This window comes from Gordonia sp. NPDC127522, from assembly GCF_042672305.1.
GTDB lineage: Bacteria > Actinomycetota > Actinomycetes > Mycobacteriales > Mycobacteriaceae > Gordonia > Gordonia hongkongensis.
In genome coordinates this window covers 98,441-112,913 of sequence record NZ_JBHXVK010000013.1, presented here as the reverse complement: position 1 = coordinate 112,913, position 14,473 = coordinate 98,441, and the positions used below count along the sequence as shown (strand labels likewise).

19 protein-coding genes are annotated in these 14,473 nt (G+C 68.0%); 9 read left to right on the top strand and 10 right to left on the bottom strand.

Going from position 1 to position 14,473, the window contains the following annotated elements; genetic code table 11:
- The first annotated feature begins 49 nt into the window (after nt 1-49).
- On the top strand, nt 50-1,696 hold the full coding sequence (locus ACFVHY_RS18405) for an AAA family ATPase (RefSeq protein ID WP_390274438.1): 1,647 nt from the start codon (nt 50-52) through the stop codon (nt 1,694-1,696).
- A gap of 318 nt (nt 1,697-2,014) precedes the next feature.
- Here ACFVHY_RS18405 and ACFVHY_RS18400 read toward each other — a convergent pair whose 3' ends face one another.
- Nucleotides 2,015-2,641, bottom strand: coding sequence for a DedA family protein (locus ACFVHY_RS18400; protein WP_065631897.1), 627 nt, complete (start codon nt 2,639-2,641; stop codon nt 2,015-2,017).
- Nucleotides 2,642-2,882: 241 nt separating this feature from the next.
- Here ACFVHY_RS18400 and ACFVHY_RS18395 point away from each other — a divergent pair, with 241 nt between their 5' ends.
- Genes ACFVHY_RS18395 through ACFVHY_RS18385 form a run of 3 tightly spaced genes read left to right on the top strand, consistent with a single transcriptional unit; the run spans nt 2,883 to nt 5,258 of the window.
- Nucleotides 2,883-3,959, top strand: coding sequence for an alpha/beta fold hydrolase (locus tag ACFVHY_RS18395; RefSeq protein WP_065631833.1), 1,077 nt, complete (start codon nt 2,883-2,885; stop codon nt 3,957-3,959).
- 34 nt (nt 3,960-3,993) lie between these two features.
- Nucleotides 3,994-4,518, top strand: coding sequence for a hypothetical protein (locus tag ACFVHY_RS18390; protein ID WP_390274434.1), 525 nt, complete (start codon nt 3,994-3,996; stop codon nt 4,516-4,518).
- A 59-nt stretch (nt 4,519-4,577) separates the two neighbouring features.
- On the top strand, nt 4,578-5,258 hold the full coding sequence (locus ACFVHY_RS18385) for an NINE protein (protein ID WP_390274432.1): 681 nt from the start codon (nt 4,578-4,580) through the stop codon (nt 5,256-5,258).
- An 89-nt stretch (nt 5,259-5,347) separates the two neighbouring features.
- Here ACFVHY_RS18385 and truA read toward each other — a convergent pair whose 3' ends face one another.
- The 8 genes from truA to infA form a co-directional block, all read right to left on the bottom strand.
- Nucleotides 5,348-6,286, bottom strand: a complete 939-nt coding sequence (gene truA, locus ACFVHY_RS18380) for a tRNA pseudouridine(38-40) synthase TruA (protein WP_390274430.1) — start codon at nt 6,284-6,286, stop codon at nt 5,348-5,350.
- Nucleotides 6,243-6,863, bottom strand: a complete 621-nt coding sequence (rplQ, locus tag ACFVHY_RS18375; protein ID WP_065631830.1) for a 50S ribosomal protein L17 — start codon at nt 6,861-6,863, stop codon at nt 6,243-6,245. The genes truA and rplQ overlap by 44 nt, the downstream gene beginning before the upstream one ends.
- 81 nt (nt 6,864-6,944) lie before the next feature.
- Entirely contained in the window at nt 6,945-7,997 is a 1,053-nt protein-coding gene (locus ACFVHY_RS18370; protein ID WP_058251963.1) for a DNA-directed RNA polymerase subunit alpha, read from the bottom strand.
- A gap of 91 nt (nt 7,998-8,088) precedes the next feature.
- Nucleotides 8,089-8,694, bottom strand: coding sequence for a 30S ribosomal protein S4 (gene rpsD / locus ACFVHY_RS18365; RefSeq protein WP_058251964.1), 606 nt, complete (start codon nt 8,692-8,694; stop codon nt 8,089-8,091).
- Between the two features lie 24 nt (nt 8,695-8,718).
- Nucleotides 8,719-9,126, bottom strand: coding sequence for a 30S ribosomal protein S11 (gene rpsK, locus ACFVHY_RS18360; RefSeq protein ID WP_004023536.1), 408 nt, complete (start codon nt 9,124-9,126; stop codon nt 8,719-8,721).
- Nucleotides 9,126-9,494 carry a 30S ribosomal protein S13 gene (gene rpsM, locus ACFVHY_RS18355; RefSeq protein ID WP_004023537.1) on the bottom strand — a complete coding sequence of 123 codons (369 nt, stop codon included), beginning with the start codon at nt 9,492-9,494 and terminating at the stop codon, nt 9,126-9,128. Before rpsM ends, rpsK begins: the two co-directional genes overlap by 1 nt.
- A 225-nt stretch (nt 9,495-9,719) precedes the next feature.
- On the bottom strand, nt 9,720-9,833 hold the full coding sequence (gene rpmJ / locus ACFVHY_RS18350; RefSeq protein WP_005207978.1) for a 50S ribosomal protein L36: 114 nt from the start codon (nt 9,831-9,833) through the stop codon (nt 9,720-9,722).
- 117 nt (nt 9,834-9,950) lie between these two features.
- Nucleotides 9,951-10,172, bottom strand: a complete 222-nt coding sequence (gene infA / locus ACFVHY_RS18345; protein ID WP_004023539.1) for a translation initiation factor IF-1 — start codon at nt 10,170-10,172, stop codon at nt 9,951-9,953.
- Nucleotides 10,173-10,356: 184 nt separating this feature from the next.
- Between infA and ACFVHY_RS18340 the strand changes: the two genes are divergently transcribed.
- Genes ACFVHY_RS18340 through fdhD form a run of 5 tightly spaced genes read left to right on the top strand, consistent with a single transcriptional unit; the run spans nt 10,357 to nt 13,326 of the window.
- Nucleotides 10,357-10,764 (top strand): iron chaperone, encoded by a 408-nt coding sequence (locus ACFVHY_RS18340; RefSeq protein WP_390274424.1) that lies wholly within the window; start codon nt 10,357-10,359, stop codon nt 10,762-10,764.
- A gap of 26 nt (nt 10,765-10,790) precedes the next feature.
- On the top strand, nt 10,791-11,183 hold the full coding sequence (locus ACFVHY_RS18335) for a phage holin family protein (protein ID WP_058251965.1): 393 nt from the start codon (nt 10,791-10,793) through the stop codon (nt 11,181-11,183).
- A complete protein-coding gene (locus ACFVHY_RS18330) occupies nt 11,180-11,929 on the top strand; it encodes an SIMPL domain-containing protein (protein ID WP_390274422.1) in 750 nt (249 codons plus the stop codon). Before ACFVHY_RS18335 ends, ACFVHY_RS18330 begins: the two co-directional genes overlap by 4 nt.
- A 40-nt stretch (nt 11,930-11,969) precedes the next feature.
- Nucleotides 11,970-12,419, top strand: coding sequence for a D-aminoacyl-tRNA deacylase (dtd, locus tag ACFVHY_RS18325; protein WP_390274419.1), 450 nt, complete (start codon nt 11,970-11,972; stop codon nt 12,417-12,419).
- Nucleotides 12,420-12,459: 40 nt separating this feature from the next.
- Nucleotides 12,460-13,326, top strand: coding sequence for a formate dehydrogenase accessory sulfurtransferase FdhD (gene fdhD / locus ACFVHY_RS18320; protein WP_390274416.1), 867 nt, complete (start codon nt 12,460-12,462; stop codon nt 13,324-13,326).
- On the opposite strand, the gene ACFVHY_RS18315 is transcribed toward fdhD, so the two are convergent.
- On the bottom strand, nt 13,298-14,428 hold the full coding sequence (locus ACFVHY_RS18315) for an ABC transporter ATP-binding protein (RefSeq protein WP_390274413.1): 1,131 nt from the start codon (nt 14,426-14,428) through the stop codon (nt 13,298-13,300). The genes fdhD and ACFVHY_RS18315 overlap by 29 nt on opposite strands.
- Nucleotides 14,429-14,473: the final 45 nt, after the last annotated feature.

Genomic DNA, 14,473 nt, shown 5'->3' with positions numbered 1-14,473 from the left:
CTCGCCGCAACGCGATCGGCGCCCGGCCGCTTGACCAGAGGATTCCCCGATGACGTACGAGAACCCGACGAGACCGGACGGAACCGGGCCCGGCAGCCCTGATGCCGACGCCCCGGCGCCGCCGCCCTGGCTGCAGTTCGCCCCGCCGACCGCCGCTCCACAACAGCCGCCGGCAGCAGCACCCGCGCCGCCCGCACCCCGGGGACCGTCCGCACGCCCGGACAGCGCATCACCGGCCCGCGAGACTATGCCCCCGCGGCCGGACCTCGAAAACCGGTCGGCGCCACCGCCCGACCATGCCGGCGCCGCTCGTCCGCCCGCCGACCACGCCGGCGCCGCCGACCGCCCCGGGGCCGCGCCCGCCGATCCGCATCCTCACGGCGGGCCCGTTCCGCCGGAGTTGCGTCCCGAGATCTCACCGACCGAGAACCCGGTCGCTCCCCCGTGGGCGCCGCAGGCCCCTCCCGTCCCGGGGCCGGACCACTTCGGACCCCACAACCTCGGACCCGGGCACGTCACCGGCCCGGCACCGTCATCCGGAATGCCGCCGCACCCCGCCTCGCCGCAGATCGTGCCGCCCGCCCCGCCGGCTCCCCAGTCCGCTCCCGCGTGGTCCGCCCAGCCGGGGATGCCACCGACTCCGGTCGCCGGCCATCAACCTCCGCCGTACGCGGGCCCCGCTCCGATGGGCCCCGGTCCCGCCCCCGCGTTTCCCGGGCAGCCGATGCAGCACGGGTACGGGCCGCCGTCGGGAGGCCCCTCGCTCGACGAGGTGGCACTCATCCGGAAGGCTCGTCGAGCGCCGAGTCGCGGCTGGCGTCGTGCGGTGCACACGCTGTCGGCCGGTGCGATCAATCCCGGTGAGTCGCAGGGCGACATCGAGTATCAGCAGCTTCTCGAACGGGTGAACCGGCCGGTCCGGGGCGACTATCGGATCGCCGTGCTGTCGCTGAAAGGCGGAGTCGGCAAGACCACGACCACCGTCGGCCTCGGCTCGACGTTCGCCTCCCTGCGCGGCGACCGCGTCATCGCCGTCGATGCCAATCCCGACCTCGGTACGCTGGCACAACGCATTCCGCAGCAGACCCGGTCGACCGTCCGCGACCTGCTCGCCGATGAGAACGTCTACCGCTACTCAGACGTCCGGGCCCACACGTCGCAGGCGCCGAGTCGCCTCGAAGTCCTTGCCTCCGAACGAGATCCAGCGATGGCCGAGGCGTTCAACGAGGAGGAGTACCGCGGCGTCATCACCGTGCTGCAGCGCTTCTACAACATCATCATCACCGACTGCGGCACCGGTCTGAGCCACTCGGCGATGAACGGGGTCCTCGACCTCGCGAACACGATCATCCTCGTCAGTTCCCCGGCTCTCGACGGCGCCCGCAGCGCCGGCGCGACCCTGGACTGGCTGGAGGCGCACGGTTTCGGACACCTCGTCTCGCGCGCCGTGGTCGTCCTGAGTTCGTCGCGACCCGGATCGTCGACCATCGACACCAACCAGCTGGGTCAGCACTTCCTCACGCGTTGCCGCGCCGTGCACAAGATCCCGTTCGACGACCACCTCGCCGAAGGCGCGGACGTCGACCTCGAACTGATGTCGAAGCCGACGAAGCGGTCGTTCGTCGAACTAGCCGCGACCATCGCCGACGATTTCTCAGGAGGTCCCGGACAACGGGAGGAGCCGTTCCTCCGCTGACCGACCCCTGATCCCGGGCGGCGGAAGGGACCTGGTGAGACGCGGGGCCGACCCTTCGTGACGCGCCCTCCGCAGGCTCCGGGCGCTCCTCAGGGAGCGTGGGTTGGTCGCGCCTTTCCGCAGGCTCCGGGCGCTCCTCAGGGACCGGTGGTTGGTCGCGCCTTTCCGCAGGCTCCGGGCGCTCCTCAGGGAGCGGCGGTTGGTCGCGCCTTTCCGCAAGCTCCGGGCGCTCCTCAGGGGAGCAGAGGGAGGGCGTCGCTTGCACCCCTCAGACCAGCGGTTTTGTTGTTCTTTCGGATCAGGGACCGGCGGTTCGCCTCAGGGCGTCTCGGCGCGCCGATCGCGCCGCGCGATCCGCCAGCGCCGCCCGAAGTGGATGAACGTCGGTATGACGATCGTGCACACCGAGGCGATGATGAAGATCTCGATGTTGTCGCGGATGACCGGGATGTTGCCGAGGAAGTAGCCGAGCAGGATGATCCCGGCCGCCCAGGTGAAACTGCCGAGCACACTGAACAGGGTGAACGTCCGATGTGGCATGCCGCTGAAGCCGGCGACCAGCGGCGTCAGGGTGCGGACGATCCCGATGAACCGGCCGAAGAACACGGTGAGCGGCCCGAAGCGGTCGAAGTAGTGGTTCGTCTTGGCCAGATACTCGGGTCCGATGGTGCGCATCAGTTTGCCCTCGACCACCCCGCGCCCCACACGGCGGCCGATGAAGTAGCCGCACTGGTCGCCGATGATCGCCGCCAGCGGCACAGCCAGGCACAACAGCCACAGCGGTGCGAAGGGATCGGGTTGCGCAGCGAACACGCCGGCGGTGAAGAGCACCGAGTCGCCGGGAAAGATGAACCCGACCAGGATGCCGGTCTCCACGAAGATCAGCACGCAGAGTCCGATGAGGCCACCGGTGGCCACGAAGGACTCGATGTCGAAGGGGTTCATCGAATCCAACACTAGTGGCGCAGTGACCCGCCGGGGCCCGGTGACCGTCGCGACGTGGCAAAGCGTCGGCAACCATTCAGATCCCGGCAACCCAGGTCCGGCCGGCACCCCGGCACCCGACGCGCACGACGACCGGTGATGCGGTTTACTCGACGCCTAGCGGGACAACGCCCGTTACCATCCACCGCTCCGTCGCGAGGACGCGACCGACACCGCCCGAGCGACACCGAGGGGAGAGACAGTGCCCACCAAGCACCGGGATCCGTCCCCGACCACGACGTCCGGTCCGACGCTGCGTCCGGTCTCCGACACCGACGTCCGCATCGAGTACCACACCATCCACGGCTACCGGCGCGCCTACCGGATCGCCGGCAGCGGTCCGGCGCTGCTGCTCATCCACGGCATCGGTGACAACTCGTCGACGTGGGACGAGGTCATCCCGATCCTCGCGCAGCACTACACCGTCATCGCACCCGACCTGCTCGGCCACGGGGAATCGGACAAGCCACGCGCCGACTACTCGGTGCCGGCCTTCGCCAACGGCATGCGCGACCTCCTCGTCGTCCTGGGGATCAGCAAGGTGACGGTCGTCGGCCACTCCCTGGGCGGCGGCGTCGCGATGCAGTTCTGCTATCAGTTCCCGCGCTTCGTCGAGCGCCTGGTGCTGGTCGCGGCCGGCGGGGTCACCCGCGACGTCAACCCCGCCCTGCGGTTGTTCTCGCTGCCCGTCGTCCCGCAGGTGCTGTCGGTACTCCGCGTCCCCGGCGTGATCCCTGGTCTCACGACGCTCGCGAAAGCGATCGTCGCCGCGCCGGTGCCGCCCCTGTTCCCGTCCTCGGCCACGCCCGAACATCTACTCGCCGACCACGAGGACCTCATGCGGGTCCTCGGTGGGCTCGCCGACCCCACCGCGTCGGCCGCCTTCCTCCGCACCCTGCGCGCCGTCGTCGACTGGCGCGGGCAGTCCGTCACGATGCTCGACCGCTGCTACCTCACCGAGCGCCTGCCGGTCCTGCTCGTGTGGGGCGACCGGGACATCGTGATCCCCCATCACCACGGCGAACTGGCGCACTCGGCGATCCCACACTCGGAGTTCGAGACCTTCTCCGGCTCAGGACATTTCCCGTTCCACGACGACCCCGAACGGTTCTGCCGGATCGTCATCGACTTCATCGCGCGCCACGCGCCGGTGGAATTCGACCCGCTCAACTGGCGGCATCTGATGTCCGAGGGCGCCCATCCGGAGCAGTTCGTCGGCGACGACGAGACCGTCGACGAGGTGCTCGAGGCCTTCGGAGACGAGCGCAACGCCACCTGACCCGAAACACACACGCGTATGCCACCATTGCGGGATGACGTACCCGGGGAATGGCAATGACGGCACCCGTCCGTTGCCCCATCAGCCGAACGCCTACGACTCCAGTCCCGGCTTCGTGCCCGCTCCCGCCCAATTCCCGGGCCCCGGCATGGGTTACGCGCCGCCCGGGCCGTTCTTCGACGCGGGTGCCGCAGCATTACCCGAGCCGTCGCTCGTGGTCATCGGTGACATCACGTGCACCCAGCACTACGTGATCACGCCGTCGGGCACGTTCCCGCTCGCGGGTTCGCAGTGGGAGGTCACCGACATGTCCGTGTCCTCCGAACAGATGTCGCAGACGGGCCTGGTGCTGGCGCTCGTCGGGTTCTTTCTGATCTGCTTTCTGAGTCTGCTGTTCTTGCTGATGAAAGAACGGCGCACAACGGGCTTCATCCAGGTACCGGTCCGGGGCGCGGGCGGCGCGATGCACGTCACCAACATCCCCGCCACGTCGCCCTGGACGATGAGCGATGTGTCCGGTCGCGTGTACTACGCACGCGAACTGGCTACCGTCGCCTGAGCCGCCCGCACGTTCGAGATGAGCACGCCGCTCCATCCAGTCACGAGGAGGACCACCCGATGACCACACCAGACAACCCGGGCGACAAGCCCCACGACCCGTTCGTCAAGCAGCCACCGGCCGACGCCTCGCCGTCGTACGGCACCGACCCCGGCCAGCAGCCGGTGGGTTCGGAGTTCGGCACCGCGGGGCCCTCGCAGCCCGGCGTCGGCAATCCTCAGTATGGCGACCAGCAGTACGGGAGCCAGCAATACGGCGACCAGCAATACGGCGACCAGCAATACGGGAACCAGCAGTACGGGGCACCCCAGCAGTACGGTGACCAGCAGTACGGTGGCCAGCAGTTCGGGGCACCGCAGCAGTACGGCGCACCCCAGCAGTACGGGGCTCCGCAGGGCGGGTATCCCGCGGCGCCCGGTTACGGCTACGGCGGCGCTCCCGACCCCACTGCTCCCTATGGCCGCGACCCGGCCACCGGCGAACCGCTGTCCGACAAGTCGAAGCTGGTTGCCGGCCTGCTGCAGATCTTCCTGGGCAGCCTGGGCGTCGGCCGCTTCTACATCGGCGACAACACCACCGGCGCGATCCAACTCGGCCTGACGATCCTCGGCTACATCACCGCGATCTTCCTGATCGGGTTCGTCATCATCTTCGGTGTCGCCATCTGGGCGCTGGTCGACGGCATCATGATGCTGACCGGCAGTGTTCGGGACAAGAACGGCCTCAAGCTGGGCAACTGACGGCTGCGGTCGAGGAGGCCCCGGGGATCTGTCCCCGGGGCCTCCTTGTGTCACAACAACTCCGGGGTCTCCGTCGAGACGGCGGGTGGTCACCCACCACAGCAACCGGTCGACCCGCGCACGTCGCGGGTCACCGTGTTGCGTGCGGCGAGTTCGTCGTCGGCGGGATAGTCGACGCCGACCAGGCACAGACCCCGGGCCTCGGCGACGGGGACCTGACTGCTGCGGGTTCGCTCCTCGAGAAGCCCACGGCACCAGTCGATGTCGCGCCTGCCGTCGCCCACACTCGCGACCGCGCCGACCAGCGACCGCACCATCGACCAGCAGAACGCGTCCGCGCTCACCTCGCCGACGAGGACTCCTTCGGCGTCCCGTGTCCAAGAGAACCGCTGCAATTCCCGGATCGTGGTCGCACCCTCCCGCCGACGGCAGAACGCCGCGAAGTCGTTCAGGCCGAGCAACTCCGACGATGCCGCGTTCAACGCGTCGACGTCGAGCGGCCGACGCCATGTCGCGGTCGTCCGCGCGACCACCGGTTCGGCACCCCACCGTGCATCGGTCAACCGATAGCGGTAATGCCGGCGCAGCGCCGAGAACCGAGCGTCGAACTCCTCCGGGACGACGCGCACGGCCGTCACCCGGACGTCATCGGGACACATCTTCGCGAGACGCCCGACGAGCGTCGCGGGGTCGCCGGCGATCGATCGGGTCTCCAGTACCGACCGCGGAACCTCGGCGTGCGCGACCTGCCCAGTGGCGTGCACACCGGCGTCGGTGCGCCCCGCCACGGTCAGCCGCACCGGCACCCGCAGGACCGTCGACAACCTGGTCTCGAGTTCCTCGCACACGCTGCGCTGGCCGACCTGCCGTGCCCATCCGGCGAAGTCGGTGCCGTCGTACGAGATGTCGAAGCGGAGACGACAGAACCCGCCGGCACCGGAATCGGCGCCGACGGGTTCGGTCTGCGGTTCTCGACTCAGTCGACTACTTCTTCTCACCGTCGACGTCGGCTCCGGCTGCCTCGGCATCGGGAGCGGTCGCGGCGGTGGACTCGTCGTCGACGGCCTCGGCGACAGCCTCGGCGTTGGCGACCTCGGCATCGGTGGCGTCGGCCTCGACGGCCTCCACCACGTTCGCGTCAGCCGAATCGGTATCAGCGACAACCTCTTCGGTGGCGTCGAGCTTGTCCTCGGCGGCCTTCTTGGAGGCGGCGACGCGGGTCGCGCGGCTGGCCTCGCTCGACGCGGTGGATTCGCGCACCAGCTCGATCACGGCCATGGGGGCGTTGTCGCCCTTGCGCGGCAGCGTCTTGATGATGCGGGTGTAGCCACCGGGACGATCGGCGAAGAACGGGCCGATCTCGTCGAACAGCGTGTGCACGACGTCCTTGTCACGGATGTCCTTCAGCACCTCACGGCGGTTGGCCAGCTTGCCGGCCTTGGCGTGGGTGATGATCTTCTCCGCGTACGGACGCAGGCGCTTGGCCTTGGCTTCCGTGGTGGTGATGCGGCCGTGCTCGAAGAGCGAGGTGGCGAGATTCGCCAGCATCGCCTTCTGGTGGCTGGCCGACCCGCCGAGGCGGGCACCCTTGGTGGGCTTGGGCATTGTCTTCTCCTAGGAGGACCCCGCATCACTCGATGCGGAAGTCAGGGTTGGGCAGTGACAGCTACCGCCGCGTCGTAGCGACTACAGCTGCTCGGTCTCCGCGAAATCCTCACCGGAATCGGCGTCGAAGGACGCGTCTTCCGACCACGTGCCGGTGGCCGGGTCGTAACCAGCGACCTGCGACGGATCGAAGCTGGCCGGGCTGTCCTTGAGGGACAGACCGAGCGCGTGCAGCTTGACCTTGACCTCGTCGATCGACTTCTGACCGAAGTTGCGGATGTCGAGCAGATCCGACTCGGTCCGTGCAACCAGCTCGCCGACGGTGTGCACACCCTCGCGCTTGAGGCAGTTGTAGGAACGAACGGTCAGCTCGAGATCCTCGATCGGCAGGCTGAACGACGCGATGTGGTCGGCCTCGGCCGGCGACGGCCCGATCTCGATGCCCTCGGCCTCGACGTTGAGCTCCCGGGCGAGCCCGAACAGCTCCACCAGGGTCTTGCCCGCCGATGCCAGCGCGTCACGCGCACTGATCGAGTTCTTGGTCTCCACATCGAGCACCAGTCGATCGAAGTCGGTGCGCTGTTCGACACGGGTGGCCTCGACCTTGTAGGTCACCTTGAGCACCGGCGAGTAGATCGAGTCGACCGGGATGCGGCCGATCTCGGCACCCGACGCCTTGTTCTGCACGGCCGGGACGTAGCCGCGGCCCCGCTCGACGACGAGCTCGATCTCGAGCTTGCCCTTGTCGTTCAGGGTGGCGATGTGCAGATCGGGGTTGTGCACGGTGACACCGGCCGGAGGCACGATGTCGGCACCGGTGACGGTGCCCGGACCCTGCTTGCGCACGTACATGGTGACCGGCTCGTCCTCGTCCGAGCTGACCACGAGGCCCTTGAGGTTCAGGATGATGTCGGTGACATCTTCCTTGACCCCGGCCACGGTGGTGAACTCGTGGAGGACACCGTCGATGCGGATGCTGGTGATGGCTGCACCCGGGATCGAGCTGAGCAGGGTACGACGCAGCGAGTTGCCGAGGGTGTAGCCGAAGCCCGGCTCGAGCGGCTCGATGACGAACTTCGAGCGGTTCTCGGCGAGGACTTCCTCGGTGAGGGTGGGTCGCTGTGAGATGAGCATTCTGTGGATCTCTCCTTTGGCCGCCCGCTATATGACGGCCTCGAGGGTGTACCGAACAGCTGTTGCTGTCGGGCGGGTGTTGCTCGAAGGACTACTTGGAGTAGAACTCGACGATGAGCTGCTCGGTCAGCGGGACATCGATCTGGGCACGCTCGGGCACACTGTGCACGAGAACACGCAGGGTCGACGGCACGACCTGGAGCCAACCCGGAACCGGACGATCGCCGACGAGCTCCTTGGCGATCTGGAACGGGACGGTCTGCAGCGACTTCGGGCGGACATCGATGATGTCGTACTGGCTGACGCGGTAGCTGGGCACGTCGACCTTCACACCGTTGACGGTGAAGTGGCCGTGGCTGACCAGCTGGCGGGCCTGGCGACGGGTACGCGCGATGCCGGAGCGGTAGATCACGTTGTCGAGACGGGTCTCGAGGATCTTCAGCAGTTCGTCACCGGTCTTGCCGGTGCGACGGTTCGCCTCTTCGTAGTAGCGGCGGAACTGCTTCTCCAGGACGCCGTAGGTGAAGCGCGCCTTCTGCTTCTCCTGCAGCTGGAGCAGGTACTCGCTCTCCTTGATCCGCGAGCGGCCGTGCTGGCCGGGCGGGTAGGGGCGACGCTCGAAGGCAGCGTCTCCACCGATCAGGTCGACGCGAAGACGACGAGACTTCTTGGTTGCGGGGCCGGTATAACGAGCCATGTTTCTCTGTTCCTCCCTTTCCCGCTAGACCCGACGCCGCTTGGGCGGACGGCAACCGTTGTGCGGCTGCGGGGTGACATCGGAAATGGTGCCGACCTCGAGGCCGGCTGCCTGCAGGGAGCGGATGGCGGTCTCGCGACCCGAACCCGGTCCCTTGACGAACACGTCGACCTTCTTGACGCCGTGCTCCTGGGCCTTGCGCGCAGCGTTCTCGGCCGCGAGCTGAGCCGCGAACGGGGTGCTCTTGCGCGAGCCCTTGAAACCGACGTGGCCCGACGATGCCCAGCTGATGATGTTGCCGCTGGGATCGCTGATCGACACGATGGTGTTGTTGAACGTCGACTTGATATGTGCGTGGCCGTGCGGGACGTTCTTCTTATCGCGACGGCGGGTGCCCTTCTTGGGGCCTGCGCTACGTGACTTCGGAGGCATTACTTCTTCTTCCCGGCGATGGTCTTCTTCGGGCCCTTGCGAGTGCGGGCATTGGTCTTGGTGCGCTGTCCACGAACGGGCAGGCCACGACGGTGGCGCAGACCCTGGTAGCAGCCGATCTCGATCTTGCGACGGATGTCGGCCTGCACCTCGCGACGGAGGTCACCCTCGACCTTCACCGAGGCTTCGATGTACTCACGCAGCTTCGAGACGTCTGCGTCGGTGAGATCCTTCGCTCGGAGGTCGGGGCTCAGGCCCGTTCCCTCGAGGATCTCCTTGGAGGTGGTGCGCCCAACTCCGTAGATGTAGGTCAGTGCGATCTCCAGCCGCTTCTCGCGGGGGAGATCCACACCAGCAACACGTGCCATGTGGCGGATTTCCTTTTCGATTCTCAGAGGTCTGCTCCCAGTCCGTCCCGCGAGCTGGTGCCGAACCGTGTGTCCGGCCTCGTGGGCTCCGGCCTCTGATCCGGAGGTGGGCGGTGACGCGTCTGTCGCCGCTGGTGTTGGGAGGTCCTGTTGTATTCAGTTGCTCTGTATTCAGTTGTCGGTCTTCAGTTGTTCTGACTCAAGCGACCCGGAGGGTGCGCGTGATCAGCCCTGACGCTGCTTGTGACGCAGGTTCTCGCAGATCACCATGACCCGACCGTTACGACGGATCACCTTGCACTTCTCGCAGATCGGCTTGACGCTCGGCTGAACCTTCACGTCAATCTCTCCTGCTCGGCTCGCCCGCGCGCACGCCGAAACGGCCGTACACGTGGGTGTCGGTCTCCTCCCGAACGGATGTCCGGGAAGTCTGTCCCCGGCGACGCCGGGAAAGTCCTACTTGTAGCGGTACACGATTCGCCCACGAGCCAGGTCGTAGGGCGAGAGTTCCACGACGACCCGGTCCTCGGGCAGGATGCGGATGTAGTGCTGCCGCATCTTGCCGCTGATGTGGGCGAGAACCTTGTGTCCGTTCTCCAGCTCAATACGAAACATCGCATTGGGCAGGGGTTCGATCACTCGACCCTCGACCTCGATGGCCCCGTCTTTCTTCGCCATGTCCTCCGCGATCCTGGCCGTGACCACGACATCTGGGCGATGTCGCGGCCCATTGGCCGGGTTGAATCAGTGTTTGTCCGTTAGGGTGTGGGCACCGGTCCGCGAGGACCTGCACCCGGTGTGCGCCGACCGGACCCACGTGCTGACACGCCGAGGCCCGGCGCGCGATGCGCACCGACGGTCCATGCTACGCGAACAGGCAGGCCAGGCCAAATGCGTGCGCGCGTCGCAAGGAGGTCCGAAGCGGGTGGGGACGGTCGACGACTATCTCGACGGGCTGGACCCGGACGACCGCGCGGTCATCTCCCGGATCTATGACGTCTCCCGCGACACGGTCCCCGGCACCGCGCAGGGCAAGGGCTACGGGATGCCGGCCCTGACGTATCGCGGTAGCCCGCTCCTGTCGGTGATGCGCACGAAGAAGCACATCGGGCTGTACCCGTTCAGCCCCGAGGCCGTCGACGCCGGGCGGCCGTTCCTCGCGGGTTTCGACGTGCAGAAGGGCACCGTGCGTTTCCAGCCCGACGCCCCTCCGTCGGACGATGCGATCCGCGCGATGATGACGTTCCGCCGCGATCAGATCGATGGTTGAGGTGAGGGTGCTGGCACACTGTCGCCATGCTTGCCTTCCTCGTCCGCACCGTACTCACCGCGGTGGCGCTGTGGGTCGCGACGCTGATCGTGCCGGGCATCGACTTCGTGGGCGGTTCGACGACCGCCGAGAAGGTCGGTATCGCCCTGGTGGTCGCCGTGATCTTCGGTGTTCTGAACGCGATCATCAAGCCGATCGTGCAGATCATCGCGATCCCCTTCTACATCCTCACGCTCGGTCTGATCCACATCGTCATCAACGCGTTGATGCTCGAGCTCACCGCGTGGATCACCCGCAACACCACGCACTGGGGGCTCGAGGTCGACGACTTCTTCTGGTCGGCGATCTTCGGAGCGATCGTCGTGTCGGTGGTCGGGTGGCTGCTGGCCCTGCTGATGCGCGACCCGGTCGACCGATGACGAGAGCACGCGGCGCCGACACACGGCGGCCCGCACTCCGGGCGACGTCGGTCCTCGCGGCGCTCGCCGCCGTGGTCCTGGTGGTGGCCGGGTGCGGCACCGACACCGGCGGGCAGCCACGGTCGGTGACCGTCGTCGGGTCGGGCCAGGTCAGCGGCACCCCGGACACCCTGCGCGCCGACATCGGCGTGGAGGCGACCGCGTCCGATGTGACGACCGCGCTGAACGAGACGAGCGCCAAGGTCACCGCGGTCACCGACGCGGTCGTCGCGGCCGGAGTGGAGCGCAAGGACGTCGCCACGCAGCAGGTGTCGGTGAACCCGCAGTATTCGAGTCCCGCACCCGGCGGTTCGAGCCAGATCAGTGGATACACCGCGACCAACACCATCCGCGTGACCATCCGCGACATCTCGACGGCGTCGACCGTGCTGAGCGCCGCCGCGACCGCCGGTGGGGACAACACGCGCATCAACAACGTCGCCTTCGCCATCGACGACGACTCGGAGCTCCTCGAGAAGGCGCGCGAAGCCGCGTTCACCGACGCGCGGGGCCGCGCGCAGCAGTACGCCGGTCTCGCCGGGGACTCGCTCGGCGACGTGCTGACCATCAAGGAGAGCACCAGCGGCCAGGAACAGCCGGTCTCGCCCGGTACCTTCGAACGCGACGTGGCGGCCGCGCCCGTACCGGTCGAGCCCGGCCAGCAGGAACTCACCTTCACCGTCACGGTCACGTTCGCGCTCGACTGAACACCCCGTCCGTGCACCGCACCCGGAGATCGGAGGATCGATGCGCGCCGTTCTCCAGCGCGTCAGCCGAGCGAGTGTGAGCGTCGACGGCGAGGTCGTCGGCGAGCTCGACATCCCGCCCGGCGCCGCGGGCCTCGTCGCCCTGGTGGGGGTCACGCACGACGACACCACCGACCACGCGGTCCGGCTCGCCGACAAGATCTGGCGCCTGCGGATCTTCGACGGCGGGGACGGTCCCGAACGCGCCGCCGCCGACCTCGACGCTCCGATCCTGGTGATCAGCCAGTTCACGCTCTATGCCAACACCGCGAAGGGCCGGCGCCCGTCGTGGAATGCCGCCGCGCCGGGACCGGTGGCCGAACCGCTGGTCGAGGCGGTCGTCGAGGCTCTCCGGACTCTCGGCGCAACAGTCGCCACGGGCCGCTTCGGCGCGCACATGGAAGTCGATCTCGTCAACGACGGACCGGTCACCCTCGTCCTCGACGCCTGAGACGGCCGGCCGGATCGGTCTCGGGACTATCGTCGGGGTCGTGGGACGAATCACCGCACGCCGCCGCATCACCCGAATCCGACGCGGCGCGGAGCCGACACAGCGTGCCGACACGCTCGCCGTCGAGGAGCCACTCGAGATCCGGGTCGGCGGGCGCACGCTCGCGGTCACCATGCGCACCCCCGGCCACGACTTCGAACTGGCCGCCGGTTACCTGGTCTCCGAAGGTGTGGTGACCACCGGCGCGGATTACTCGACGGCCCGTTACTGCGCGGGCACCGACGCGCAGGGCGCCAACACCTACAACGTCATCGACGCGACGCTCGCCCCGCATGTGCCGCCACCCGGCTCCGAGCTTGTCCGCGCCAACCCCGTCACGAGTGCATGCGGCATCTGCGGCAAGGACAGCATCGCCGCGGTGCACACCTCATCGACCCACGATCCCGCCGCGGACACCATGACCGTGGCCGCCGGGACGGTCCTGGACCTCCCCGATCGGTTGCGCGCCGAACAGAGCGTCTTCGACAAGACCGGTGGCCTGCACGCCGCCGCGCTGTTCGACGCGGATGGTCGCATGCTCGCCGTCCGGGAGGACGTCGGTCGGCACAACGCCGTGGACAAGGTGATCGGGTGGGCGGTTCTCGCCGACCGTCTGCCCCTGTCGGGCACGGTCCTCCAGGTCTCCGGCCGCGCGAGCTTCGAACTCGTCCAGAAGGCCGCGATGGCGGGAATCCCGATGCTGTGCGCGGTCTCCGCGCCGTCGTCACTGGCGGCCGACGCCGCCGACGACCTCGGCATCACGCTCGTCGGCTTCTCTCGTGGCGAGTCGATGGTGATCTACAGCCGTCCCGATCGGATCTCCCTGTCCGAAGTCGCGGTCACCGAAGAGGTTTCGGTCCCGCGCTGAGGTCGTGACGACGTGGGTCGTCGAGGGCGACCCCGCTGATCGGATCGAACCAGTACGTCTCGTCGACCTCCGGGGTCAGCCCGATCACGTCACCGACCTCGATCGTCCGGCGATGATCGACACGGATGACGATGCGACTACTACGCAGCCGGACGTCCGCGCTGCAGTAGACGAACTGTTCGGCCCCCAGTTCCTCGACCAGGTCGACCGTTGCGGTGAGGTTCCCGGCCTGCGGTGCAGCCGACACCTGCCACGACTCGGCACGCAGACCGATGACGACGTCGCCAGCGGACGCCGACGACAGCACCGACGGCGGAACCCGGACCTCGGCACCGCCGAGGCGTACAATGCCCGCGTCCACCCGGGCGTCGATCAGACACATCTGCGGTGAGCCCATGAACGACGCCACGAACAGGTTCGCGGGCCGCGAGTAGATCTCGCGCGGACTCCCGACCTGTTGCAGCACACCGTGATCGAGCACCGCGACCCGGTGCCCCATGGTCATCGCCTCGACCTGGTCGTGGGTCACGTAGAGCGTCGTGATGCCGAGTTCCCGTTGCATGGCCGCGATCTGGGCACGCGTGCTCACCCGCAACTTGGCGTCGAGGTTCGACAACGGCTCGTCCATGCAGAACACCTTGGGACGGCGCACGATGGCACGACCCATCGCGACCCGCTGTCGCTGCCCGCCGGACAGCTTCGCCGGTTTGCGGTCGAGAAGCGGTGTCAGTTCCAGCATCTCGGCGACCTCACCGACCCGGGACGCGGTGTCCGCCTTGCTCATCCCGGCGTTGCGCAGCGCGAATCCCATGTTGTCGGCGACCGTCATGTTCGGGTAGAGCGCGTAGTTCTGGAAGACCATCGCCACGTCCCTGGCCTTCGGCGCCCTTCCGACGACGTCGATGTCGTCGATCAGGATCGCCCCCGACTCCACGGACTCCAGACCCGCGACCATCCGCAGACTCGTCGACTTCCCGCATCCCGACGGTCCGACGAGGACCATGAACTCGCCGTCGTCGACGGCCAGATCGAGCGAGTCGACGGCGGGTTTCTGGCCGTCGGCGAAGCGCCGGGTCGCGCCGTCGAAGGTCACCGATGCCACGACCGGCCCCCTCGTCGCCGGCCCACGACCGGCCCCGCCACGTGG